Annotated in this window: 24 protein-coding genes and 1 tRNA gene; 14 read left to right on the top strand and 11 right to left on the bottom strand. The window is 49.2% G+C overall.

Going from position 1 to position 23167, the window contains the following annotated elements; genetic code table 11:
• Positions 1 to 21: 21 nt before the first annotated feature.
• Positions 22 to 450 carry a DUF29 domain-containing protein gene (locus AWQ22_RS04950; protein ID WP_232321495.1) on the bottom strand — a complete coding sequence of 143 codons (429 nt, stop codon included), beginning with the start codon at positions 448 to 450 and terminating at the stop codon, positions 22 to 24.
• Positions 451 to 680: 230 nt separating this feature from the next.
• On the opposite strand from AWQ22_RS04950, the gene AWQ22_RS04945 reads away from it, so the two are divergent.
• Complete coding sequence (locus AWQ22_RS04945; protein WP_065711634.1) at positions 681 to 1232, top strand: DUF4334 domain-containing protein; 552 nt, start codon at positions 681 to 683, stop codon at positions 1230 to 1232.
• Between the two features lie 23 nt (positions 1233 to 1255).
• On the opposite strand, the gene AWQ22_RS04940 is transcribed toward AWQ22_RS04945, so the two are convergent.
• Positions 1256 to 2842, bottom strand: a complete 1587-nt coding sequence (locus tag AWQ22_RS04940; protein WP_065710381.1) for a glucose-6-phosphate isomerase — start codon at positions 2840 to 2842, stop codon at positions 1256 to 1258.
• A 219-nt stretch (positions 2843 to 3061) separates the two neighbouring features.
• Here AWQ22_RS04940 and AWQ22_RS04935 point away from each other — a divergent pair, with 219 nt between their 5' ends.
• Together AWQ22_RS04935 and AWQ22_RS04930 are read left to right on the top strand one after the other, a co-directional pair.
• Entirely contained in the window at positions 3062 to 4234 is a 1173-nt protein-coding gene (locus tag AWQ22_RS04935; RefSeq protein WP_065710380.1) for an RNA-guided endonuclease TnpB family protein, read from the top strand.
• A gap of 72 nt (positions 4235 to 4306) precedes the next feature.
• On the top strand, positions 4307 to 5920 hold the full coding sequence (locus AWQ22_RS04930; protein ID WP_065710379.1) for a S8 family serine peptidase: 1614 nt from the start codon (positions 4307 to 4309) through the stop codon (positions 5918 to 5920).
• An 88-nt stretch (positions 5921 to 6008) separates the two neighbouring features.
• Here AWQ22_RS04930 and AWQ22_RS17420 read toward each other — a convergent pair whose 3' ends face one another.
• Positions 6009 to 6284, bottom strand: a complete 276-nt coding sequence (locus AWQ22_RS17420; protein ID WP_339374700.1) for a type II toxin-antitoxin system RelE/ParE family toxin — start codon at positions 6282 to 6284, stop codon at positions 6009 to 6011.
• 107 nt (positions 6285 to 6391) lie between these two features.
• Here AWQ22_RS17420 and AWQ22_RS16535 point away from each other — a divergent pair.
• Positions 6392 to 7185 (top strand): IS5 family transposase gene (locus AWQ22_RS16535; RefSeq protein WP_157094579.1). Its coding sequence is split into 2 segments (ribosomal slippage): positions 6392 to 6725 and positions 6725 to 7185, totalling 795 coding nucleotides; the frame shifts between segments, so codons are not numbered across the junction.
• Between the two features lie 23 nt (positions 7186 to 7208).
• Here the strand turns inward: AWQ22_RS16535 and AWQ22_RS04910 are convergent.
• The 3 genes from AWQ22_RS04910 to AWQ22_RS04905 all read right to left on the bottom strand — a co-directional run bounded on the left by AWQ22_RS04910 (position 7209) and on the right by AWQ22_RS04905 (position 9258).
• Positions 7209 to 7427 carry a TA system antitoxin ParD family protein gene (locus AWQ22_RS04910; RefSeq protein WP_062433137.1) on the bottom strand — a complete coding sequence of 73 codons (219 nt, stop codon included), beginning with the start codon at positions 7425 to 7427 and terminating at the stop codon, positions 7209 to 7211.
• Positions 7428 to 7595: 168 nt separating this feature from the next.
• On the bottom strand, positions 7596 to 7997 hold the full coding sequence (locus AWQ22_RS16330) for a GFA family protein (RefSeq protein WP_071925400.1): 402 nt from the start codon (positions 7995 to 7997) through the stop codon (positions 7596 to 7598).
• A gap of 319 nt (positions 7998 to 8316) precedes the next feature.
• On the bottom strand, positions 8317 to 9258 hold the full coding sequence (locus tag AWQ22_RS04905) for a hypothetical protein (protein ID WP_065710375.1): 942 nt from the start codon (positions 9256 to 9258) through the stop codon (positions 8317 to 8319).
• A 232-nt stretch (positions 9259 to 9490) separates the two neighbouring features.
• Here AWQ22_RS04905 and AWQ22_RS04900 point away from each other — a divergent pair, with 232 nt between their 5' ends.
• Complete coding sequence (locus tag AWQ22_RS04900; RefSeq protein WP_065710374.1) at positions 9491 to 10903, top strand: hypothetical protein; 1413 nt, start codon at positions 9491 to 9493, stop codon at positions 10901 to 10903.
• Here the strand turns inward: AWQ22_RS04900 and AWQ22_RS04895 are convergent.
• Positions 10900 to 11823, bottom strand: coding sequence for an RluA family pseudouridine synthase (locus tag AWQ22_RS04895; protein ID WP_065710373.1), 924 nt, complete (start codon positions 11821 to 11823; stop codon positions 10900 to 10902). The genes AWQ22_RS04900 and AWQ22_RS04895 overlap by 4 nt on opposite strands.
• Before the next feature lie 192 nt (positions 11824 to 12015).
• Between AWQ22_RS04895 and AWQ22_RS04890 the strand changes: the two genes are divergently transcribed.
• The 3 genes from AWQ22_RS04890 to AWQ22_RS04880 all read left to right on the top strand — a co-directional run bounded on the left by AWQ22_RS04890 (position 12016) and on the right by AWQ22_RS04880 (position 14253).
• The gene (locus AWQ22_RS04890; RefSeq protein ID WP_012306584.1) at positions 12016 to 12111 is read left to right on the top strand and encodes a photosystem II reaction center protein T; all 96 of its coding nucleotides are present in this window, start codon (positions 12016 to 12018) and stop codon (positions 12109 to 12111) included.
• Between the two features lie 182 nt (positions 12112 to 12293).
• Positions 12294 to 12839: a transcriptional regulator NrdR gene (gene nrdR, locus AWQ22_RS04885; protein WP_012306583.1), complete on the top strand. Its 546-nt coding sequence runs from the start codon at positions 12294 to 12296 to the stop codon at positions 12837 to 12839.
• Between the two features lie 433 nt (positions 12840 to 13272).
• Positions 13273 to 14253, top strand: coding sequence for a 30S ribosomal protein S1 (locus tag AWQ22_RS04880; RefSeq protein WP_012306582.1), 981 nt, complete (start codon positions 13273 to 13275; stop codon positions 14251 to 14253).
• Between the two features lie 141 nt (positions 14254 to 14394).
• Here the strand turns inward: AWQ22_RS04880 and pgeF are convergent, their stop codons facing one another.
• Positions 14395 to 15183 (bottom strand): peptidoglycan editing factor PgeF, encoded by a 789-nt coding sequence (pgeF, locus tag AWQ22_RS04875; protein WP_065710372.1) that lies wholly within the window; start codon positions 15181 to 15183, stop codon positions 14395 to 14397.
• Between the two features lie 173 nt (positions 15184 to 15356).
• On the opposite strand from pgeF, the gene pyrH reads away from it, so the two are divergent.
• From pyrH to AWQ22_RS04860, 3 genes are all read left to right on the top strand, one after another.
• A complete protein-coding gene (pyrH, locus tag AWQ22_RS04870) occupies positions 15357 to 16079 on the top strand; it encodes a UMP kinase (protein ID WP_012306580.1) in 723 nt (240 codons plus the stop codon).
• A complete protein-coding gene (frr, locus tag AWQ22_RS04865; protein ID WP_012306579.1) occupies positions 16066 to 16614 on the top strand; it encodes a ribosome recycling factor in 549 nt (182 codons plus the stop codon). The genes pyrH and frr overlap by 14 nt, the downstream gene beginning before the upstream one ends.
• 75 nt (positions 16615 to 16689) lie before the next feature.
• On the top strand, positions 16690 to 16962 hold the full coding sequence (locus AWQ22_RS04860; RefSeq protein WP_065710371.1) for a DUF6439 family protein: 273 nt from the start codon (positions 16690 to 16692) through the stop codon (positions 16960 to 16962).
• On the opposite strand, the gene AWQ22_RS04855 is transcribed toward AWQ22_RS04860, so the two are convergent.
• Both AWQ22_RS04855 and AWQ22_RS04850 read right to left on the bottom strand, forming a co-directional pair.
• A complete protein-coding gene (locus AWQ22_RS04855; RefSeq protein WP_065710370.1) occupies positions 16959 to 19487 on the bottom strand; it encodes a mannose-1-phosphate guanyltransferase in 2529 nt (842 codons plus the stop codon). The genes AWQ22_RS04860 and AWQ22_RS04855 overlap by 4 nt on opposite strands.
• A 252-nt stretch (positions 19488 to 19739) precedes the next feature.
• Positions 19740 to 19816 (bottom strand) — tRNA-Met (locus AWQ22_RS04850).
• A gap of 201 nt (positions 19817 to 20017) precedes the next feature.
• Between AWQ22_RS04850 and AWQ22_RS04845 the strand changes: the two genes are divergently transcribed.
• The 3 genes from AWQ22_RS04845 (at position 20018) to ruvX (ending at position 22587) form a co-directional block, all read left to right on the top strand.
• Positions 20018 to 20872, top strand: a complete 855-nt coding sequence (locus AWQ22_RS04845) for a hypothetical protein (protein ID WP_065710369.1) — start codon at positions 20018 to 20020, stop codon at positions 20870 to 20872.
• Between the two features lie 83 nt (positions 20873 to 20955).
• Complete coding sequence (locus tag AWQ22_RS04840; protein ID WP_065710368.1) at positions 20956 to 22143, top strand: GNAT family N-acetyltransferase; 1188 nt, start codon at positions 20956 to 20958, stop codon at positions 22141 to 22143.
• Positions 22144 to 22152: 9 nt separating this feature from the next.
• Entirely contained in the window at positions 22153 to 22587 is a 435-nt protein-coding gene (ruvX, locus tag AWQ22_RS04835; protein WP_065710367.1) for a Holliday junction resolvase RuvX, read from the top strand.
• A gap of 130 nt (positions 22588 to 22717) precedes the next feature.
• Here the strand turns inward: ruvX and AWQ22_RS04830 are convergent, their stop codons facing one another.
• Positions 22718 to 23158, bottom strand: a complete 441-nt coding sequence (locus AWQ22_RS04830) for a hypothetical protein (RefSeq protein WP_065710366.1) — start codon at positions 23156 to 23158, stop codon at positions 22718 to 22720.
• Positions 23159 to 23167 lie beyond the last annotated feature (9 nt).

Raw genomic sequence — 23167 nt, 5'->3', positions numbered from 1 at the left:
GAGAATATGGCAACTCAAAAATCAGGGCAAATAATCTAAATCAAGACTTTCTGGGATTGTAAAGGGTGAAATCTTGGGAAAATTGCCAATAGAAATTCCTGTTTCATCAGCAGCTAAACGGCGGGCATTTTGATAACAGCGTTCAAATTCTTGTTCAAAAAATCCTTTTAAACTCGGACTGATTTCTAAACTGTCTAAAATTCTTTGGCGGTGTTCCGTAATCGTGTAACGCCAACTATTGGTTCTTTTTTCGGGCTGAAACTGATATTTGAGAAGATGCATCAGGAGTATTTTTAAATTGCTTTTAAGGGCATTTTTCTCGCTCCGGCCCATGGTTTCTAGTTCCTCAATCAAATTTCCATAGTCAATCTCCGACAATTTTCCTTCCTTGAGAGAACGTACTGTTTCCGCAAGCCAAAGATTAAAATCTTGGTCATATAAAACTTGCATGGATATTTGAGATTGTGCATTCACCATTATTTAAACCACGATGCTTAATCAAAGAATAATATTTGATATTTATCGAAAACGTAGCGCCATAGGAACTCTAATCTAGCTTTGATTTTTTATTGTCGCCAGCCTCCCATCTAAAAAACTCGCTTTTCTCAAGATCTATCACTGCCTGAATTTCTTGTTAGCCTATGGAAATGACCCCAAACATTGATGGAGAGCGATCGCCGATGACGACCACAACTGAGTTACCAAGCATTTTGCAAACAGGCCAAGGTACGACCCAGGAAGCCCTTGAACTCTTTGACAGCCTCGAAACCGTTGATCTGGACTTTATGTGGGGACGGTGGCGAGGCCGGGGAATTTATACAGGGCACCCAATGGATGGTCTGCTGGAGTTAGGTAACTGGTACGGCAAAGAATTTATCGACCCGGAAACCGTACATCCCCTACTTTTTTCTGGTCGTCAGGGAGAAATTTTCAAGGTAGCTCCCAATCTCAAAACCATGGAGATGGTCTTGAAATTGCCCATGCCCCAAAACCCGGCCTTTAAACCGTTTCTGGGGTTGCTCAATGGCCTATTTAAAACCGAAAAAAGCCAAGCCAGACTCCGAATGATGAAATACCGTGGCAAAGTCAGCGCCACCATGATCTATGACTGCCTGCCCATCAACGATTCCTTTAGGAAAATCAACGAAAATCAGGTGTTTGGTGTGATGGATTTCAAGCAATCTACCCAGCCATTTTTCTTTATCCTGGAGCGCATAACAGGTCAGCCATAGCTTGAATGTGAGACATTCTGAACTTAGAGACGACTAATTTTTAGCGCACTGGGTTGAGCCGGATTGCCCTCTAATTTCAAAGCGCGACTATTGGCAGCCAGATGACGAACAATTTTGTAAATCACCTCAATTTGTTCAACTGCCCCGACTTTAATCGCTAGACTATCGAGGGTCAGAGGGGACTCACTCGTCGTTACCGCATCCACCACTTTTTTCTGGAGATCGAGCACTGATGCGGCTGCTTTTTTCCCAGCTTCGACGCCAGGTTGGTGGTAAGCGTTGATATTCACCAAAGACGCATAGATCGTGACAGCCCGTTCATAGAGGGCAATCAGGGCACCGACAGTACGGGCATTGACATCGGGAACGGTAATGGTGATCGAGTCCCTGCCATTGTCATAGAGGGCTTCGCGGGTGCCGAGCAAAAAGCCGGAGAGAAAATCACCGCTAGTTGCGCCATTTTCGATATCGATAGAGTCACCTTGGCGATCGCCTAACACTTCGATAAAGGTCGCGAAGAAATTGGGAACCCCTTCTCGCAGTTGTTGCACATAGGCGTGCTGGTCAGTGGAACCTTTATTCCCGTAAACAGCAATTCCTTGGTAGACCTTATTGCCATCGAGATCCTCTTCTTTGCCGAGGGATTCCATGATCAGTTGCTGCAAATAGCGACTAAAGAGCAATAAACGGTCTTTATAGGGCAAAATCACCATATCCTTCTCGCCCCTGCCATTGCCGGAGTAATACCAAGCCAGAGCCAATAATGCCGCCGGATTTTGTTTTAGTTCAGGAATGCGGGTGGCATCGTCCATAGTTTTTGCGCCGTCAAGCATTGCCCGAATATTAATCCCTTGTAACGCGGCGGCAACTAAACCCACGGCTGACAATTCGGAAGTCCGACCGCCCACCCAGTCATGCATCGGGAAGGTGGTCAGCCAATGCTCGGATTTCGCCACATTTTCGAGTTTGGAGCCAATTCCGGTAATCGCTACTGCATGGGAAGAGAAATCAATTTTGTGGGCTTTGTAGAAATTTTTTACCTCAACCATGCCGTTCCGGGTTTCGGGGGTACCGCCAGATTTAGAAATGACGATCGCCAAGGTGGTATTCAGTCGATCTTTGACCTGGGCGAGGGTGCGGTCAATGCCGTCGGGATCGGTGTTATCGATGAAATGGATCTTTAACGGCGCATCCACATCGGCGAGGGCTTCGGCGACAAATTGGGGGCCGAGGGCAGACCCGCCAATGCCAATGGAGAGAATATCTGTAAACGGCACACCACCGGGAGCCTTAATTTCTCCCGCATGAACTGCCTTGGCAAATTTTTCGACTTTTTCGAGGGTGTCAACAATATCTGCTTTTAGTTCCGCATTGGGGGCAAGATCAGGGTTACGCAACCAATAGTGACCCACCATTCTGCCTTCATCGGGGTTGGCGATCGCCCCGGCTTCGATCGCTTTTAAATCTTGAAATGCCTTTGCAAACTTCGGTTGTAAACCTTGTACAAACGCCTCATCAAAGCCCATCCGACTGATATCGACGTAAAATTCGAGTTCCGGATGGTAGTAGAGCCAAGCTTGGTAACGTTGCCAGAGTGCGGCGGTATCCATATATAAACTTCTCAACCTGTTTTTTGATGATTTACGTTAAGTTTAACTAGAGGTCGGTGCCAATTTATGTAGCAATTCACATTGTTTAGCTAATCGCGGGGAAGCATCGCTCCGTAATCCCTAATTCGGAGTCGGGATGAGAAGCAGCGACCGATAGGGAGCACGTATAAGACTAAATTAATAGACTACAATAATTTATAACAAAAGCTTTTTACTCTAATGTTACGGGCTATTAAGGTAAGACTTTATCCAGACGAGCAGCAAAAACAGAGGCTATCACAGGCGTTTGGTAATTGCCGTTGGCTGTGGAACTATTGTCTTAGCTTGATGAACGAGACCTATAAAGAGACGGGTAAAGGCTTATCGGGCTATGCCGTTAAGAAGCAGATACCGCAACTAAAGAAAGAGTATGAGTGGCTTAAGCTGACTTATTCTCAGTGTCTACAGCAGGTTTGTCTTAATCTTGGTGTCGCTTTCAATAACTTCTTTGAAGGAAGAGCTCAGTACCCAAGATTCAAGTCAAAGCATCATCAACAGTCGATACATTTTCCTCAAAATGTTAAGATGCTAGGAAGCGCAATTAAGCTCCCAATGCTAGGGGAAGTAGCAGCTAAGCTACACAGACCAATTGAGGGAAAGATCAAAACTGTCACGGTATCAATGAACTGCTACGGTCAATACTATGCTTCTATCTTGACTGACGATGGAAAAGATAACCCCGAACAATCGGTCAAGGGGAAAGCAGTCGGCATTGATCTCGGACTAACACATTTTGCGATTACCAGTGATGGCTCCAAGTTTGACAACCCGCGCTGGCTGGTAAGGCACGAAAGAAACCTCAAGTGTAAGCAACGGCGTTTGTCAAGACGGGTTAAGGATAGCAATAATCGGAATAAAGCTCGTAAACAGATAGCCAAGATACATAGCAAAATCTCAAGGTGCAGGGAAGACTTTCACCACAAGCTATCGCGCAGGATAGTCGACGAAAACCAAGTCATCTGCGTAGAAAGTCTTAATATACGTGGCATGGTAAAGAACCGCTCTCTATCCAAGGCGATCAGCCAAGTAGGATGGGGTAGTTTTTGTACCATGCTTAATTACAAGGCTGAGTGGGAAGGGAAGGTTTACATAGAAGTAGATCGCTTCTTTCCTAGTTCTAAAACCTGTAATGACTGTCTATATCAAGTAAGCAGCCTTCCGCTTGATGTAAGACATTGGCAATGTTCTAACTGTGGCGCTAAACACGACAGAGATGTCAATGGGGCTAAGAACATTCGCGATGAAGGACTGCGAATTATTTCCTTGGGAAGCAGGGATAACGCCTATCGCCCAGATGTAAGACGTGATAGTAGAGGACGAAAGAAATCTACTGTGGCGCTGTCTGTTGGGTAGGAAGCCCGCACTGTACCGTCAGGTCAGCGTCGGGTACTTCACTATTCAGTTTTGGGTTAATAGCGGAAGATCATGGGAAGATTTAGGCAAAAACGGTCGATTTTGGGGATATTTACCCTTAGTTTGACGGTTTTCGGGGGCATAAAAGGGGCGATCGCCCAGGACTTTAATACCTCTATCGGCGACAACGGGATCCAAGCCACCACCCTCCACAGTGAACCCTATGATCTACTAGGTCGCAAAATCGCCATTGGCCAAGTAGAAATTGGCCGTCCTGGTAAATTTGGCCTCGATAAACGGGCCGTCTGGCAACCCCAACTGGGACTTTCCCAACTGTTTTTCCTCAACGAAAAGGCGACCCCCGATGATCATGTCGATGACCACGCAGGTATGGTGGCGGGAATTATGGTCGGACAAGATAAACGCCAACTGGGAGTCGCCCCGGAAGCCCGTCTGTTTTCCTCGGCGATCGGTTCCACTGACGATTCGGCCCAACCGGAGGAATGTCTCGCGACCCAACACATTGCCCGACAAAATGGTGGCGACGTGCGGGCGATCAATTTCAGTTTTGGAGAATCCCTCAGTCGCGATCCCCGGCCGAATCCAGCCTTAGATGGCAATGCCCTTTTGACCCAATGTTTAGACTGGACAGCGCGGGTTTATGATGTCCTCCATGTGGTAGCCGGAAACCAAGGCACTGGTGGCATCCCGATTCCGACGGATCATTACAACGGCATTACTACCGCCTACACCACGCAGTTCCAAGGGGAGGTGTTTAATAAGATTGATTTTGCTAATCTCAGTTCCCTACCTGTGGGCAGTGGCAGTCGTTTGATTCGTCAGGAAATTAATACGGGTTCTCGCCGGGCCATTAGCCTCAGTGCCCCTGGTAGCCAGCTCAATCTGATCACCACCTTTAATAAAATCGACCGGGTGAGCGGTACGAGTTTCGCGGCCCCCCACATCACTGGCACCGTTGCCTTGTTACAGGAATTTGGCGATCGCCAACTGAAAACCCAGGCCGACCAATGGAGCCTCGCTGCCCGTCGCCATGAAGTGATGAAAGCGGTATTGCTCAACAGTGCCGATAAAATTGCTGATACTGGGGACGGGAAATCTCTGGAGATGACCCGCACGATTCTCAGTAAACAAAATCGCACCTGGCTCGAAGGGGACGCTTACAAAAATCCTGACATTCCCCTGGATATCGAAATGGGTACCGGTCAACTCAACGCCCAGCGCGCTTACCAACAATTGGCCGCCGGACAACGGTCAACGACAGCGCCTGTGCCAAGTCGGGGATGGAATTACGACAAAATTAGCGCCCAAGAGTTTCAGGACTATCATTTCGCCATGCCCCTACAACGGGATTCTTTTGTGGCCCTGACCCTCACTTGGGATCGTTGGGTGGACTTGAATGACCAGAACAATAATGGTCTATATGATGTGGGAGAAAGTTTTACGGATCGCGGCCTGAATGATCTCAATCTCTATCTCTTGCCAGCGGATGCTGATGATTTAGGCGAGGCGGTATGTCGCTCTACCAGCTCCGTTGATAGCGTTGAACATATTTTTTGCCCCGTATCACAAACGGGAAAGTATAAAGTGCGGGTTGTCTATGCCGAGCAAGCCAATCAAGCAACCCAGGATTATGCGATCGCCTGGTGGACAGCGACAACGCCTTAATTTTTTCTCATGTGGCGATCGCCCAATCAAATTTTCAACATCGACGTTGAGCAGAGGGAGCTTTGGGATTGTGCGCTCGAACTCGTTGTTAGAAGTTTGATTTTTTCAGATCACGATAAAAATTTTCGTGGACGCCAAGTGCAATAAGAATTCTTTTTTCCGCATCCCACTTATAAGCAAGCAGATTTTCCTGTTTTGCCATTTTAAATTTGTAGACCCACACATCAGCTAAATCGCCTTTTTTTTGAACACCAATTTCTGGATTTTCAATAATCGCTTTAACAGCATTATCTAGGTCTGCAATTTCATTTTTACGAAGCTTCTTTTTTCTCTTGGTAAAGGAGGGAGTTTGATATACTTCGATTTTCTTTTTAGAGGGTATTTATAAAGTAAAGATAAAGAGAATAGGATTGTTGCCCGTGAAGTCGTTAAGGTCAAACATAAGCATAACGACACAGGAAACTAGCACCAATGTCTCAAGCTTCCTATCCCAGTGACTTAAGCGATGCAGAATGGGCTTTACTAGAACCCTTAATTCCTGCTCCAAAGTCCGGCGGTCATCCACGTACCACTGATATGCGACAGGTCTGCAATGGAATTTTCTATCTCCTCAAAACGGGTTGTCAATGGGCCTATCTGCCCAAGGACTTTCCTCCCTCTTCCACAGTCTACTACTACTATCGCAAATGGCAGAGGCAAGGAGTCTGGGAAGAAATCAACCATGCTCTGCGTACCCGCTGTCGCCAATCAGTGGGGAAAAGCGCAGAACCTAGCGTCTTGATTGCTGATAGCCAATCGGTTAAAACGACAGAAAAAAGGGCGAAGTCTATGGCTTCGATGGTGGTAAGCAGGTCAAAGGAAGACGGAGAAACCTGCTAGTCGACAGTTTAGGGCTACTCTACAAAGTCCTGGTCTCTGAAGGGAATGGCTCAGAGCGTAGCCTTACCCTGGCGGCAGTGATGGAACTCAGGGAACAGCAGCAGGAACTATTGAGACGATTTCGGTTGATGTGGGTCGATGCCGGATATCGGGGAGGGCGTTTTGCCTTAAGTCTGTGGTTAATGGTTCAAGCCAAGGTGGAAGTGATTAGCAGAAACAGTAAGGCATTTGTGGTGTTACCAAAACGTTGGATTGTTGAGCGTACATTCGGTTGGTTGAATTGGTATCGTCGCCTTAGTAAGGACTATGAGCAATTACCAGAGGTATCGGAGGCAGGGATTTACGCTTCCATGAGTCGTCTTATGCTACGTCGGCTAGTTTCCTAAAGATTTACTTTATAAACGGCCTCTTATTGGAACTCATAAGGTGTTAATTCAGAGTTCTCAGCCTCTTCTTTACCGATGAGGATTTCTTGTACAAAAGCGAAAGACAAATCAGGGTTATCTTCGAGAATTTCCCCCATTTTCGCCCAATACTCGATTTGACCAGCAACTGAACGATGCATGGCTTTTGAACGAATTTTAGCCTTTGTCGCCAAAGAGTTAGAGATACGAACAGCAACAGACATACTATTTTCCTAACTAGATGATTGCATTGTGCACCATAAAGTTGCGTTTTGCAACAAAAATTCCAATAAGCGCCTGGTGGACAGCGACAACGCCCTAATTTTTTTCGTCAAATACTGTATTTCAGGATGGTGAAGTTAGCGTGCTTTGACTTGTGATGTGATGGTCGCTCAACTTGGCAACCCTTTGAATTTTGGCAGTTCCCCTAACGCTCTGTCCCAAGCAGCTTTGCTCGATGTAAAGATGTGGGCAGTTGGCGACATAGAAACTTCTGTGTCCAAACACCCTGCGGGAATAACAAGAAAATCAGCGATCTGAGTGCTTGGCAAAGCTGAACCACAGAATTTACAAAAGCTTTTGTTGTGGCGAGTACCTGGAAGCGTAAATGTAGTCACTGCATCCACACCAGCCAGCCAAATCAATTTAGCAGACCGCGAAAATAAATTTGCCGAGTGAGCCGACCCTGTATCTTTTTGGCAATGCTGACAATGACACAGGTAAAAGCTGTCGAACTCCCCTTGTACTTGAAATTTCGCGGTTCCACACAGACAAGAACCAAAGTAATCAGTCATCTTTCTTTTTTCTATGACCTCTAGGTGACACACACATAGACTATGTATTATGCGAATGATTTCTGTATGATGTCCCCTCTGTTACTTTTGTATAGAAACTTTTTCCTCCGCTAAATATGGGGTGTTATGCAAAAAAAATCTGTCCAAAATTAGGCGATCGCCAAAACTTACCAACGCAGGATGATACGATCACCTATCGCCTGGTGGACAGCGACAACGCCCTAATTTTTCTTGTCAAATAATGTGATCTTTTCAGAAAAGTAGATCTCCACATGAAATTTTAACGTCAGAGTTCAGCGGTGTTTGAGGCGACAATTTGTCAGAAGCCATTTTCACCAGCGTCCACATTCGATTTCACCACCAATAGCGAGGGCGCTGATTCAAAGAATTCGGTTTCTTCTTGCTCATCGTCGACCAGCCCATTCAATATTTCCTGTAATGTATCGGACCTCTGTATGCTGTGTTCTACATAAAATCGTAGCAACCCCCGAACCCAAGCCCACAACGAGGATTTTCCTGGACCTCTAGCGATGTGATCAGAAGCAGGTTCAATGGGAGTGCCAATTTCCAACTCGTATAGAGCGGCACCGAACAATGGAAGGCAACAGCAGTAGAGCCTTTCTTTGTAACCACCAACTGTCCGTGTTAATGGTGAAGCGGCCGGTAGCTTTAGACGGCCAAACTTAGTTTTTCCTTGCGCCACGGGCTGAAGCTGATCCGCTGACGCATAAAAGAAACCAACATCCTTGCAGCTGCCTCGATGAAACACTCCGAATGAACCAACGGATGGAAGAATCGCTGCCTGAAGAATGTGAGGTTGGGCGATGAGAGGAGGAACAGGAAGCACTTCCGGCCTCCTAGAGAGCAAATCCCATTGTTCTAGATTGGCTTTAAACGACAGTTCGTCAGCCTCACTGGGGAAGCTCCTGCATACTCCCGCATGAAATTCTGTAGAGCGCTTAGCCTGAAGAAATGTGACCCGAGCGCGAAATCCTGATGTGTACGAGTATGCAAGAATAACCACATCGCATAATTCACACCGAGCAGGGCTCCGTCCCCAAGACCCACTGCCATTGAAATAGACCTGGTGTTTCTGCCCATGATATTCCTCTACCAAAAACCGGGGAGAAATTTTTCCAAACGCTGACATCAGGGCCCGAAACTGCTGAACCTCCGAATAGCGAGCACCAGCTGACTCAATCGCAAATTGATGAGAAAGCTCCTGCCCAAATTGGGCACTCTCGTCTGTGAAGGTGTACATGATTACTTTAACTATGTATTATGCGGATGATTTCCGTATAGCGTCCTCTCTATTACTTTTACATGGAAAATTTCTGTATAAACAGTTGAATGTGGAGTGTTGCGCAGAAAAATCCGTCCAAAATTAGGCGATCGCCTTTTGCCTGGTGGACTGCTGGGTACACTAGAAACTAGAGAGGTTTCTAGCCCGTCACGGAGTAATATCCGGGCGGATAAATCAGGGGTCAAACGCAATGAAGTGGCACCATTGGGTGGGAATTGGCAGCGTTGTGGTCGGGGTAATTATGCTCGGGGCGATCGCCCCTGGGGTTTCCCAGCATTATCCCTATTACAACAACTCCTTCTCGTGGGGACAGACGGGGCGCGATGGTCGCCCTGGTCGCGATGGTCGCTCCGGCAGCAATGCCCAAGCGCAAACAATCATTATTGATGGCACCGCCCGCACGTTTGACCTCAAAGGTGGCGACGGCGAACCAGGCACCGACGGCGAATATGGCGAAGCAGCCCGCTGTTCTAGCTATTGGCGACGACCAGAACACAATATTCGGGGCGCTGATGGGGGCGATGGTGGTCGAGGTGGCAACGGTGGTAATGGGGGCGATGGCGCGGATGTGACAATTTTCTACCAACAGCCCCAGGATCTCAGCCTCATTTTTATCGACAATCGTGGTGGTGAAGGTGGACTAGAGGGGCGAGGCGGTTATGGGGGTCAAGGCTGTGGTTGTCCCTATTCCTCTTGGGTCGTCGAAACTTGCCATCTGGAGGAAGTGGCCAGCAATAATCCCGAAGAAAAACCCAGAAAAGAAGAGCGATGTACTCAACAACGCTATTACTGCACCCCCGGTCACAATGGTCGTAACGCTCCCGATGGTAACCCTGGCAGAAATGGAACTCCTGGGACTGTGACCCTCATTCAAAATTTAACCGCTATCCCCACCGACAATCCCAACACCACCATTTCTCTCGCCGCATTGGAACGATCGGGGACGACCCTCAGCAAAAATATTTGGCGATCGCCTACAGGATTACGCAGCAAATTAGCCAGCGGTTCCCAAGTCCCCGATACCTATCGCGAATATGTCGAACTTTTCACTGCGCCGATTCAACTGGCTTGGGCCGCTGATCAACCCCAAACTGCTTTTAACCAAGCACAATTTAGCCTCAGCCTGGGAGACAGTCGGCAGTTAGCAGTACAACAATCGGGGGAAGCTTGGTTAGATTACACCGTTCAACCCCAGGGTAACGGTTTCCAAATCCAAGTTAACCGGGCAATGCAGGCAGATGAAGCTACCCAATTGATCCGCCAGGGTTTGCGGGGAACTGACCGCGATCTAACTTTTAGCATCCTCGATCTAGGGCCTCGGAGCGATTGGTTAGACACGCAATTTATGGTCACCTACCGCACCCGTAATCCCACACCCCAATTTCGAGAGGGCTACACCTACGAAACCCGTTATAGCGGACGCCTCTCCCCAGAAGCAGTGCAGCAAATTGGTTCAGAATATCAACTACGCTTAGGCGATCTGCCCTTGGCTCAAGAGTATTTCCAGAGCGGAATGGTGGTGGATTTAGAAATTACGGCGGAGAGGCGTTTCGGTGAACATCAGACTCAACAGGTAATCCAGTGGCGGGGGGCACTGCCCTAGGCCCGCTGGCGCAAAAATCGCAGTAACTTTTCAAATTCTGTAGGTAAAGGGGCGATCGCCTCGATCGTTTCTCCGGTCACTGGATGTTCGACCATGAGCTTGCGGGCGTGGAGTGCTTGGCCCGTGAGTTTGACCTTATCGAATTTATTGCTGGTATAGAGGGGGTCCCCGATGATCGGATTGCCCATGTGGGCACTGTGAACGCGGATTTGGTGGGTGCGGCCCGTTTCGAGCTTGTAATAGAGCAAAGAATAATTGCCCAGGCGTTCCATGATCTCCCAGTGGGTCACTGCCGGACGCCCCGTTTCATCGACGGCCATTTTTTTGCGATCGCCTTTATGCCGCGCAATCGGCGCCTCAATTGTCCCAGCATCATTCCGGGGGCAACCGTAGACAATCCCCATGTATTCCCGTCTCGCAGTTTTGGCCTTGATCTGCGCCTGTAGATGTTGGTGGGCCTGGTCTGTTTTCGCAATGGCGATCGCCCCGGTCGTGTCCTTATCCAAGCGGTGCACAATGCCAGGCCGCTGTACCCCACCAATACCTGCTAAATTCTCGCCGCAGTGGGCCAACAACCCATGAACAAGGGTGCCGGTATAGTTTCCCGGTGCCGGATGTACCACCATCCCAGCGGGTTTATTAACGATTAAAAAATGCTCATCTTCAAACAAAATATCCAGATCCATTGCCTCCGGTGCGAGGGCCATAGTTGCTGGGGCGGGAATCTTGAGTATTAGGCGATCGCCCACTTTTAATTTTGTCTTTTTCGATTGGCAAGGGGCTTCATTGAGCTGTACTTGACCCTGCTCAATCAATCGCTGCAAACGAGACCGTGACAACTCTGGGAGCTGCTGGGCCAACCATTGATCCAGGCGTTCCCCTGCTCCTTCAACTTTTAATTCTAAAATTTGTTCCGTCATCCCCTAGCTGTGCCTCGAATAGTCTGCAAAAATCTTTTCCCCAAGCCCCCAAGACCTCACATTTTTCCCAAATGGGGCAGAAAACGTTAAAAAACTTAAAATCTCAATTATCAACAAAACCCCAACTGAGGATCCGAACAAAAAAATGTTAAAGTGAAGCAAAAGTTCAAAACCCAAGGATTTTTTAAAAACATGGATAGTGTTGCTTACATTATTGTGCTAGCGATGGCGTTATCGGTTCTCTTTTTCGCGATCGCCTTCCGCGAACCCCCCCGTATCGAAAAATAAACTTTGATTTTCTCATACCAACCTTTGAAGATCATCCCTGAACTAAAGCGAAAAGTTTGTCTTTTAGGGCAGATTTTTTCTTGGTTCAGGCTTTCTCCATTTTCCCCCAATCATTAGGATGCACCGATCAGCGGCTGCCATATTTTGCTCAGATCGGCCAACTTTTTTCTGTTCCAATCGTTATGCAATGCCCCTATTGTCAACATACTGATAGTCGCGTTTTAGAGTCAAGATCCACCGGCGCTGGACGGAGTATCCGCCGTCGTCGGGAATGCCTCAGTTGCAAACACCGTTTCACCACCTACGAGCGGATCGAATTTGTGCCCATCTCTGTGATCAAGCGCAATGGTCAAAGTGAAGCCTTTGATCGCTCTAAAATTTTGCGGGGTATGGTGCGGGCCTGCGAAAAAACAACTGTTTTACCCTCCACCCTAGAGGCGATCGCCGAAGAAATCGAAGCCCAACTCCAACAGAAACCCAAGCGCAGCATTACCACGGCCCAAATTGGGGATTTGGTGTTGCATCGGCTCCGCCAAGAAAGTGAAGTCGCCTACGTGCGTTTTGCTTCCGTGTACCGTCAGTTCCAAGGAGTCGATGACTTTATCGAAACCCTCAGTCATCTCCAGGACAACGCCGAGCAAGCCAACCTCTGGATTCAAACCCTCAATGAAGACGAAGAATCAGAAGATCTGACTTCTCCCTCAGTCCTAACGCCCTCTGCAAACTAGATTAAACGAGATTTATTTTGTTGATCCCGTTCCCCTGTAGTAACAGTCGAAAAAATAAGCCTGGGAACTTATGGATCTGCGCCATTTTTTGAGATACTATTGATATCCTGTATCTTAATATATTTAACTTTTACATTTTAAGATATGTACCCTGCCATACTGCCTTGATCGTAGTACGGTTTTTCTTGCTGCTGTAAATTACTTATCAAGATGTCATCAAGCATTCAAATTTGAAGACATCCAAGGCTCCCGTAATTTACCCAAAGCTAGTCGAGGCGATGCTTTCCCATCCCTAGACTATTTCTCCCACCAAACATATGTTATGAAAAAGCCATTTTGGGTTGTGCCTTAAATCCCAAAGGTCGGTCGCGTATCGAGGTTGGAGGTCAGCAACAAAAGTTCAGGAGATTAAACACTAGGAATAGAAACACACATGGTCAGTCAGAACACAGCTACAGTAGATATTGGTTTTACCCATGACGATTTTGCCGCTCTCTTAGACAAATACGATTATCATTTCAGCCCTGGAGATATCGTTCCCGGCACCGTATTTAGTATGGAGCCAAGAGGTGCATTGATCGACATCGGCGCGAAAACCGCAGCATATATTCCCATCCAGGAGATGTCCATTAACCGTGTGGATACTCCCGATGAGGTTCTTCAATCTGACGAAACCCGTGAGTTTTTCATTCTCACCGATGAGAACGAAGATGGTCAGCTTACCCTCTCCATCCGCCGCATTGAATACATGAGAGCGTGGGAACGTGTCCGTCAACTCCAAGCAGAAGATGCGACGGTTCGCTCTTTGGTGTTTGCCACCAACCGTGGTGGTGCTTTGGTTCGTATTGAAGGGTTGCGCGGCTTTATTCCCGGTTCTCACATCAGCACTCGCCAAGCGAAAGAAGATCTCGTCGGCCAGGAACTGCCCCTCAAATTCCTCGAAGTCGATGAAGACCGCAATCGCCTCGTCCTCAGTCACCGTCGGGCACTGGTTGAGCGGAAGATGAATGGCCTGGAAGTCGGCGAAGTCGTTGTGGGTTCTGTCCGTGGGATCAAGCCCTATGGTGCGTTTATTGATATCGGTGGTGTCAGCGGCCTGCTCCACATTTCTGAAATCTCCCACGACCACATTGATACCCCCCACAGCGTCTTCCAGGTGAACGACGAACTGAAGGTGATGATCATTGATCTTGATGCGGAACGGGGTCGGATCTCCTTGTCGACGAAGCAGCTTGAACCCGAACCGGGCGATATGCTCAAGAACCGTGACCTTGTGTTTGAAAAGGCCGAGGAGATGGCAGAGAAGTACCGCGAAAAGCTCCGGGCTGAAGCGGCTGGTCTGACCGTTGAAGATCAAGTGGACGAGAGCGAAGATCTCGATACTGATGATGAATACATGAGTGCAACAGAGTAAGCAGAATAGTTGCGGAAACCAAGTATTTTCCTCTGGGTTCCACAAGCTTTTTCTATAAACTGCACACTTAATTGCAAATTTTAATGATGAAGGGAGGTACTGCAAAGGCCTCTCTTTTTTTATCGAAACTTTCGCCTGGGGTTAGCGGGAAACAATCCCTGACCATTGCACGTTTTTTTGGTTACTGCGGCGATAGGAAAAGAAATGTTCAGGCTGTTGGTAGGTGCAGTGGGGGGCGATCGCCATTTGCTCAAGCTCTAGACCCAACTGCTCAAGCTGTAATTGATTGACGCGACGGACATCAAGGCGCACTTTTTCATGTTCATCATCGGGCAGAATCGGTGAATCCAGGAGATTTTCCAGGGCGAGGAGCATCCCATCGAGATCATCTGCAAGATCCTGCAAGCCTAAACTGACTCCCATCTCGACGGCAACATCGGTGGAGACTTGGTAAACTTCGCCACTGATGGCCGGGCCAAGGGCAACTAGTAAATCTTTTATTTCAGAACCCGCATCGAGAAACTTTTGAATCGCTTCGGGGATAATCCGTTTTGCTGTACCTCGCCAGCCCGCATGGATGGCTGCCACTTGTCCGGTGCGGCGATCGCCAATGAGGGCCGGGGTACAATCTGCTGTGGCAACAAAAACCGCCTGTTGGGAAGCCGTTGAAACAATCCCATCCGCTGGCGAAAAATGCTCCCCTTCCCAATTAATTTCGTGGGGCGTGAGGACGGTATTCCCATGGACCTGTTTGACACGGTAGGCCGAGATTTCCGGATGGAAAATTCTCACAAGATTTTCTGGCAGTTCCGGCGCAAAAGCTTGGGTGAAAAATCCATGGTGCCAAGGCTCTAGCAGTGCACAGGTTAAATAGGGCCGCCCTTCCCATTCTTGCCAATGCCATTGATCTGCGGCGGTGACTGCGCCCATTGCCGTTGCTCCAGTGATAATTTTTGATTTAGATTCACTTTAATAATCTAAATGGTAATAAAAAATAAAATACTTTTTCAGGGCGCAAAGTTTTCTTGGGTCGGGCCGCAATTTCCGAAAAGCTGCTATTTTAATGGAGGCAAAACGCGAGTTAGATAGGAACGGGACAACCGATGGCGTACCAACGTGTTCTTTTAAAGCTGAGTGGTGAGGCTCTGATGGGGGATCTCGGTTACGGGATTGACCCGCAAATCGTATCAGACATCGCCAAAGAAATTGCAGAAGTTGTCTCCAGCGGTGTGCAAATTGTGATCGTGGTTGGCGGTGGCAATATTTTCCGTGGGGTACAGGCTTCGGCTAAAGGGATGGATCGGGCCACGGCGGATTATATTGGCATGATCGCGACGGTGATGAATGCGATGACCCTCCAGGATGCCCTCGAACAAATCGATATTCCGACCCGAGTCCAAACGGCGATCGCCATGCAAGAGGTCGCAGAACCCTATATCCGGCGACGGGCTATCCGGCATTTAGAAAAAGGCCGGGTGGTGATTTTTGGCGCAGGCTCCGGGAATCCCTTCTTTACCACCGATACCACCGCTGCCCTGAGGGCCGCTGAAATTGACGCCGAAGTGATCTTCAAAGCCACCAAAGTTGATGGGGTTTACGACAGCGATCCAGCGAAAAATCCCGCAGCAAAACGCTATGAAAGCTTGACCTATGCCCACGTTCTCGCCAATGATTTAAGGGTAATGGATGGGACGGCGATCGCCCTTTGCAAAGAAAACGACATCCCGATTATGGTGTTTAATCTATTTGAGAAAGGCAACATCGTCCGTGCCGTTAAAGGTGAACCAGTTGGAACAATCGTGGGAGGTTCCTGTGCAGTTAAGTGAACTTAGAGAAAATATGCAAAAGACCATTGAGGCAACCCAGCGGTCTTTTAACACCCTCCGGACAGGGAGAGCTAGCGCCTCCCTCCTCGACCGGATTACAGTGGAATATTACGGTGCAGAAACTCCCCTAAAATCGTTGGCGAGTATTTCGACACCCGACTCCAGCACCATTATGATCCAACCCTTTGATCGGGGTAGTTTGAGTGATGTGGAGCGGGCCATTTCCATGTCCGATTTGGGTCTGACCCCCAACAATGATGGGACAAATATCCGCTTAAATATTCCGCCGTTAACGAAGGAGCGCCGTCAAGAATTGGTCAAAACGGCTGGAAAATTAGCTGAAGAAGGAAAAGTGGCCCTCCGCAATATTCGCCGTGATGCCATTGATGATGTGCGCAAACAGGAGAAAAATAGCGACATTTCCGAGGATGAATCCCGTAGCTTACAGGACGATATCCAGAAGGTGACGGACGAGTTTACGACAAAAATCGATGACTTACTCAAGATCAAAGAAAAAGACATTATGACGGTCTAGGGCCGCACTCGGTAGACTAGAGGGAGGCCCAAAGGCCTTCTTTTTTTGTTGAATATCCTAGAAATTAGTGTTGTGATGCATAGTTTAACGTCTGATTTAACAGCCATTGATGCGCTAGAACTGGCCCAAGCCCTCGCTGCAAAGTTGGCGATCGCCCCCAATGATTGGCACAGATTAAAAGGCAACCGTAAAGTCCAAGCCCAACAACATTTATCTGCGGCTCTGGTTTTTTTGTTGAATGACAATCCCGCCGCCGCCCTGCAACATCTCGAACAGGCCCAAGGATGGTTAGACCGGACAATCTCCGCGCCCCCTTGTCCCGACCATGGTCGTAAAACCGCGCCCTAAAATTCCGGCATATCGCCGTTTTGTTCCCGTTCGATGAAGCTCTGCACCTTGTGGCGATAATCCCGCAAGGATTCTTCGACCCATTCCCGGCTTTCACTGTTGACGTAAATATGTACTAATGGTTCCCCCGCGTCGGGCAGCACCAGCACCCAGTTATCCGAAACCGGATCAATAATTTTGACGCCATCGATCAACACCAGGCGATCGCTCTCATGGATTTCGACTAAGTGCCGCATTAAAGCTCCCTTCACTCGCCAGGGACAGCGCATCGTGTAAGACTTGTGGAAAATGATCGGTAATTCTGCCCGAATTTGACCCAGCGATCGCTCTTGGATGGTCAACATCTCAATTAATTTGGCAATTGTGAACATCGCATCAAAGCCAGGGTGCAGCTCCGGGAAAATAAAACCCATGTCTCCACTTCCCCCTAACACCACATGGGGATTATTCCGGCAGGCTTCCATGAGGGCCGTGGGGTTGGCCTTGGTGCGGATCACATGACCATCATGGCGGCGGGCAATTTGTTCTACAGCACTCGACGCATAGATGGGCACCACGACGGAACTGCGTGGACTGGCCGTGAAGAGAATGCTCGTCAGCAAGGCCGTGAGGCGTTCCCCATAGATAGATAGTCCCGATTCATCGACGAGGGTGAGTTGTTCCCCGTTGGCGGCAACCTGTACCCCCATGCTGGCGCGTAGGGCTTCTACCACATGGCCCAACTGCAACAGTAGGGATTCTTTCTCTTGGCCCACGGGGGAATTTTGCTTGAGACTAGCGTTGAGGACAACGGCATCACAGCTAAATTTATTCAAAATAGTCGGTAAAACAGCACCAGACACAGCATAAGCATAGTCAATGACCACCTTCGAGCCGCTATTCATCAAGGCACCAATATTGAGGTGATCTTCAAAGCGCTGACTATATTGCTCAATAATTTGCGCCGGACAGGACATTTCGCCAATTTCGGCGATCGCCACCCGTCTTAAATCTTCTTTAAAATAAACCCCCTCGATTTTCTTTTCCTTTGCCTTAGAAATATTGATCCCTTGGCTGTCGAGAAATTCAATTAGCAGATGATCCGACCGTTCCGGGTGGAGCCGCACATGAATTCCCCCTTCCACATCTAGAATATTCGCCATGGTCCGGGCGATGGGAATCGCTGTAGCCTGGAGATTTTGCACGCCAATGCCCGCCGACATTAACCCCGCAATCAAGGAACGACTTACCATCCGCGAGACACTGCGCTGATCCCGCGACACTAGCACCATCGAGCCAATTTTTAAAGTCGAACCGTAGGCCGCCCCCAGCTTGACGGCAAATTCGGGGGTGATATCAATATTGGCGAGGCCAGAAACCCCCCGCTGACCAAACAGATTCCGCTGGGCCGTGCTGCCCCAGATGAGGTTGATATTCACAATCGCCCCCGCCTCAATCCGCTTATTGGGCCAGATCCGCACGCCAGTACCAATGTGGGCTTCTTCTTCCACGGTGGATAATGCCCCCACCACGGCCCCTTCTAAAATATGGGCGCGGCGATCGACCCGGCTTCCCCGCACCACCGTACAGGCCCGCAACTGCACTTCATCACCCAAAACGACGCCGTTCCAGAGAATAGGACGTTTGAGGTCAGAATCGGCACCGACGGTCACGTTATCGCCAATGACCGTACCGGGTTCAATGTGAACTCTAGCCCCAATGCGGCAGTTATCACCAATCATCGCTGGGGGGGAAATCGTCGCACTGTCGTCAATAAAGGTATTGTGGCCAATCCAAATCCCTGGTGATCGCTCTTCATAGGAATATTCCACATGGACTTTCCGGGCGAGGGCATCGTACTGGGCTTTACGGTAGGCATCAAGGTGTCCCACATCACACCAGTAGCCATCGGCAATGTAGCCATACATCGGTTCTCCCCGGTCGAGGAGCAGGGGAAAGAGATCCTTCGAGAAGTCGCATTCTTCGTTTTCCGGGAGATATTTCAGCACCTCTGGTTCGAGGATGTAAGTGCCTGTGTTGACGGTATCGGAAAAAATTTCACTGGTGGAGGGTTTTTCGAGGAAGCGACTAATTTGTCCGTTTTCTTCGGTAATCACAACGCCAAACTCAACGGGATTGGGAACACGGGTAAGAACCAGGGTCGCCTTGGAACCTTTTTCACGGTGGAAGGCGATCGCCGCCGCGAGATCAAAATCCGTAATGCTATCCCCACTAATCACCACAAAGGTTTCGGTGAGCAGTTCTTCGACATTTTTGACGCAGCCCGCTGTCCCTAAAGGTTGCTCTTCTTCCACGGCATAATGCATTTTGACACCAAACTCATGGCCATCTTGAAAATAGTCCCGCATGATGTCCGGCACATAGTGGAGCGTGGCAATCACTTCGGTAATGCGGTGGCGTTTGAGTAGATTAATAATATGCTCGGCAATGGGGCGATTGAGCACTGGCACCATCGGCTTCGGTAAATCACAAGTCAGGGGACGCAACCTTGTCCCAGCACCACCTGCCATTAAAACTGCACGCATAAAAAATCTCCGCTGTACCGCAATATCAAAATACGCAGCGGACTCAGCCAAAAAATTCCCTGGGCGATGTCGCGATCAAAGAAGTTCTCTGGTTGTCCCGCTGCCTCTCTTACTTTGGCATTGTATTGTGGAGTTCTCGGTTTGACGGCAATGGTTCGCTAACAAGAGACAATCTTTAAAATTAGAATGCTCAATACTACCTAAAACAACAAAACCCCACCCGGAGGTGAGGCATTGCTTTTTGATTCGATTTGGTGGCGGGAGGCGGATTTGAACCACCGACCTTCGGGTTATGAGCCCGACGAGCTACCAGACTGCTCTATCCCGCGGCGCTTTTACTAGCATAAACCCCCTAAAGAAAAATGGCAACCCCCCAGGAAAGATTCTTGGGGATCTGAAGAAATCTTCACCAGTTAAACGAGCAAGAACCAGCTTTTGGCAAAACAATCAACGGGGGAAGGCGATCGCCTAAAATGGGGACGCAGATTTTCTGCTGCTGTGTGATGTTTTGTAATTTTTTGGCGTAACCCATGAGCCAAGCTGATCCCCAAGCTTCCCTAAGCCGTCTCAAACAAACCCTAGCCCAACTGCAACAGGTGGTCGCCGACCTGGAAACAGGGACTAGCCAAATTCCAACGGCAGCCCTCGATACCCTGAGCACCGACACAGAAAATTTGATTCGGCAACTACAGCAGCAACCGGAAGCGGCGATTAATCCTGTGGTGGAAGTGCCTGTGAATACTCCTGGGGTTGAAGTACCGACTACCCCCGTCCCAAAAGTTAAGCCCCGGCGTGTTGAACCAGTTCCCCAACGTCCCCGACGTAAGCCCTGGTGGCAACAACAGAAACTTTGGCTGGGTGCCGCCACAGCGGCGATCGCCTTTATTTTTCTCTGGAAATTCACGACCCAAACGCCCCAACTCAGCGAAGATATTGCCCAAACACCCCCCACTGAACCCACCGAGGAAGTAGCCCCAGAGACCCCCCAACCGGAAACGCCAACCCAAGCGCCCAAAATTTCAGAGCCAGCCCCTGCCGCCAGCGTAGACCCCCCCAAACCCCTGACCCCGGAACAACGTTTAATTGCAGCAATTCAGGCCCAGTTAGATGAAGTTACCCAACCCTATGGGGACAACATTGTGCGCACGATCCAGGCGGATTTTGACACCAATACCCTGCGGATTACGGTGGGTGATGCTTGGTATCTCTTGCGAGAAGGACTTCAGGATCGCCTCGGTATGGAGGTTTTAGACCTAGCCCAGTTGCTCGATTTTAAAAAGATGGTTGTGGAAGATTTAGCAGGAAATTTCGTGGCGCGGAATCCGGTCGTGGGCGATCGCCTTGTGATTGTGCGGCGCTATCAAGATTTCCAAGGGGCAAGCTGAAGCTAAGTCTGAGTCGGTGCATTCAGCCCATAAACCCGTTAAGATAGGGGCAACAGCGGACTGAATTGGGGACAATACTGACCATGACAGCGGGAATGAGCAAACAAGGCAAAGTATCCATCCGGCCAGTACAGTATCGAGATCTCACGGCGATCGCCAATTTTGCCAACGAAGTGGATCTAGATGGGCCTTCTCCCCTCGATATGCCCCTTGAAGATCACCTCGAAAATACCAAGAATTTTTACGGCCTCGTTAAGTTACTGAGTTTCTTTCCAAATCCTAATCAGTACAGCTTCCACGGCTATGTGATTGAAGTCGATGGCCAGCTTGTGGGCTTTGTGAAGATTTCCCCCTTCAACTCCTCCCAAAGTACCTGGCGCGTTGAACAGGTAATCATTGATCCCCATTTTCCCAAATTGCAATACCACGGCTCCGCCAGAGACCCCGGTTCAGCCCTGCTCCGTTATTGCTTTGACCATGTCGTGGAAGCCCGCAACTGGGTCTTAGAGGTGAATGTTAACGCCCAACAGACCCTCAGCCTTTACCGTCAAAATGGGTTCCAGCCCCTCGCGAAACTGACCTACTGGGCGATCGCCCCGGAAATTCTCAGTGAATTGGCCCTCCAGGAACCCGCCCTACCCAATTTGATGCCCGTGGGCAATGCCGATGCCCGCTTGCTCTACCAACTAGACACCGCTTCCATGCCGCCAATGCTCAGACAGGTCTTTGATCGCCACGTTCAAGACTTTAAGAGTGCGCCCCTCAGCAATTTAATCTGCCGCGTTAAAAATTGGACGCAGCACGTGGACGTGGTCGAAGGCTACGTTTTCGAGCCCCAACGAAAAGCCGCCATCGGTTATTTCGCCGTGCAATTAGCCCACCAAGACCACAAACCCCACCATGGCCGCCTCACGGTGCATCCGGCCTACACCTGGCTCTATCCGGAACTGATGATCAAAATGGCCCAGATCGCCCAGATCCGACCAGAACAACCGCTTTTGACCACCTCTACGGATTACCAGCCGGAACGGGAAGAATTTTTTGAAACGGTGGGCGCAACCCCCAGGGAACATACACTCCTCATGTCTCGCTCGGTATGGCACAAAGTGCGGGAATCCCAGCCCCTCGAAGCGTTGCAATTATCAGGGGTACTCCAGGGTTTACAGCCGATGCGATCGCCAATCCCCAGCCGCATCCATTGGTTTAAAAATCATCCCAGCCTAAAATTGCCAAAGGAATCACCGCAGCGGGATTTTTTTCCGGAAAATTAGGCACAGCAGATGAAACCAGTGGCGGCATTGGGCCTGGATATTGGCCGTAAACGTATTGGGGTGGCTGGCTGTGATGGTTTAGGGCTGTTGGCGATGGCTTTGACCACCATTCAACGCACCACTTTAGAGGCAGATTTAGCGGCGATCGCCCATTGGATCGAACAGCGCCATATTCAAGTTTTGGTGGTGGGTTTGCCCTATGCCATGGACGGCAGCCTAGGGAAACAGGCGAAACAAACCCAAAAATTTGCCCGTAAATTGGCAGAAGCTTTTGGGCTCCCTATTGAGTATGTGGACGAACGCTTAACTTCCGTCGAAGCCGAAAACCAACTCAAAGCCGAAAAGCAATATGACCGCCAACAAAAGGGCCTCGTCGATCAGCGGGCGGCCCAAATTATTCTGCAACAGTGGCTAGAAACAAGACAGTGTGCCTCGACTTCCTAGGTGACCGTTTATCAAGCCCCCCGGCCCCCAGTTTGGGGGAGATTTTTAGGCAAATCAGTGGGCCAAAGTCCCCCAATTTGGGGGATTTAGGGGGCCGATCTAGGGATTTATTAATTTTATAAATGATTTCTTAGGTGACAGCATCAGAATTTCCTGAAGCAAACAGTTCAAAGGCTTTTTGGGAAAATCGTTGGAGGCGATCGCACACATCTTGAGCGGGTTGATAGTCGCCGACCAGTTGCCACTGGGCAATGGTTGAGAGCCGCCACGCTTCCCCCTGGTGATTAAAACCCGCCGTTTCAATGCCGATAAAGGTTTGCACTTGATCTAGGGGGTCTGTAAAAAAGCGAATTTGCACCAGCATACTCCGACTTTGGAAACGGGGACTCCAGCCCGGCAGGTGAAAGCCAATATCAATAGAATCAGGATCCATCCATTCACGGGTTTCGGGGTCATTGCGCCAGGGTTTGAGGTCGGCCCTTGCATCGGGGAATTCGGCCCGGAATAAATTTACCACCGAGGCAATTTTCGTCGCCAGCTTAACGCCTAAGGCCCGTTCTGATGCATTCACGTTTAACCT

The organism is Picosynechococcus sp. PCC 7117 (genome assembly GCF_001693275.1).
Taxonomy (GTDB): domain Bacteria; phylum Cyanobacteriota; class Cyanobacteriia; order Cyanobacteriales; family MRBY01; genus MRBY01.
This window is presented reverse-complemented; position numbering and strand designations above follow the sequence as displayed.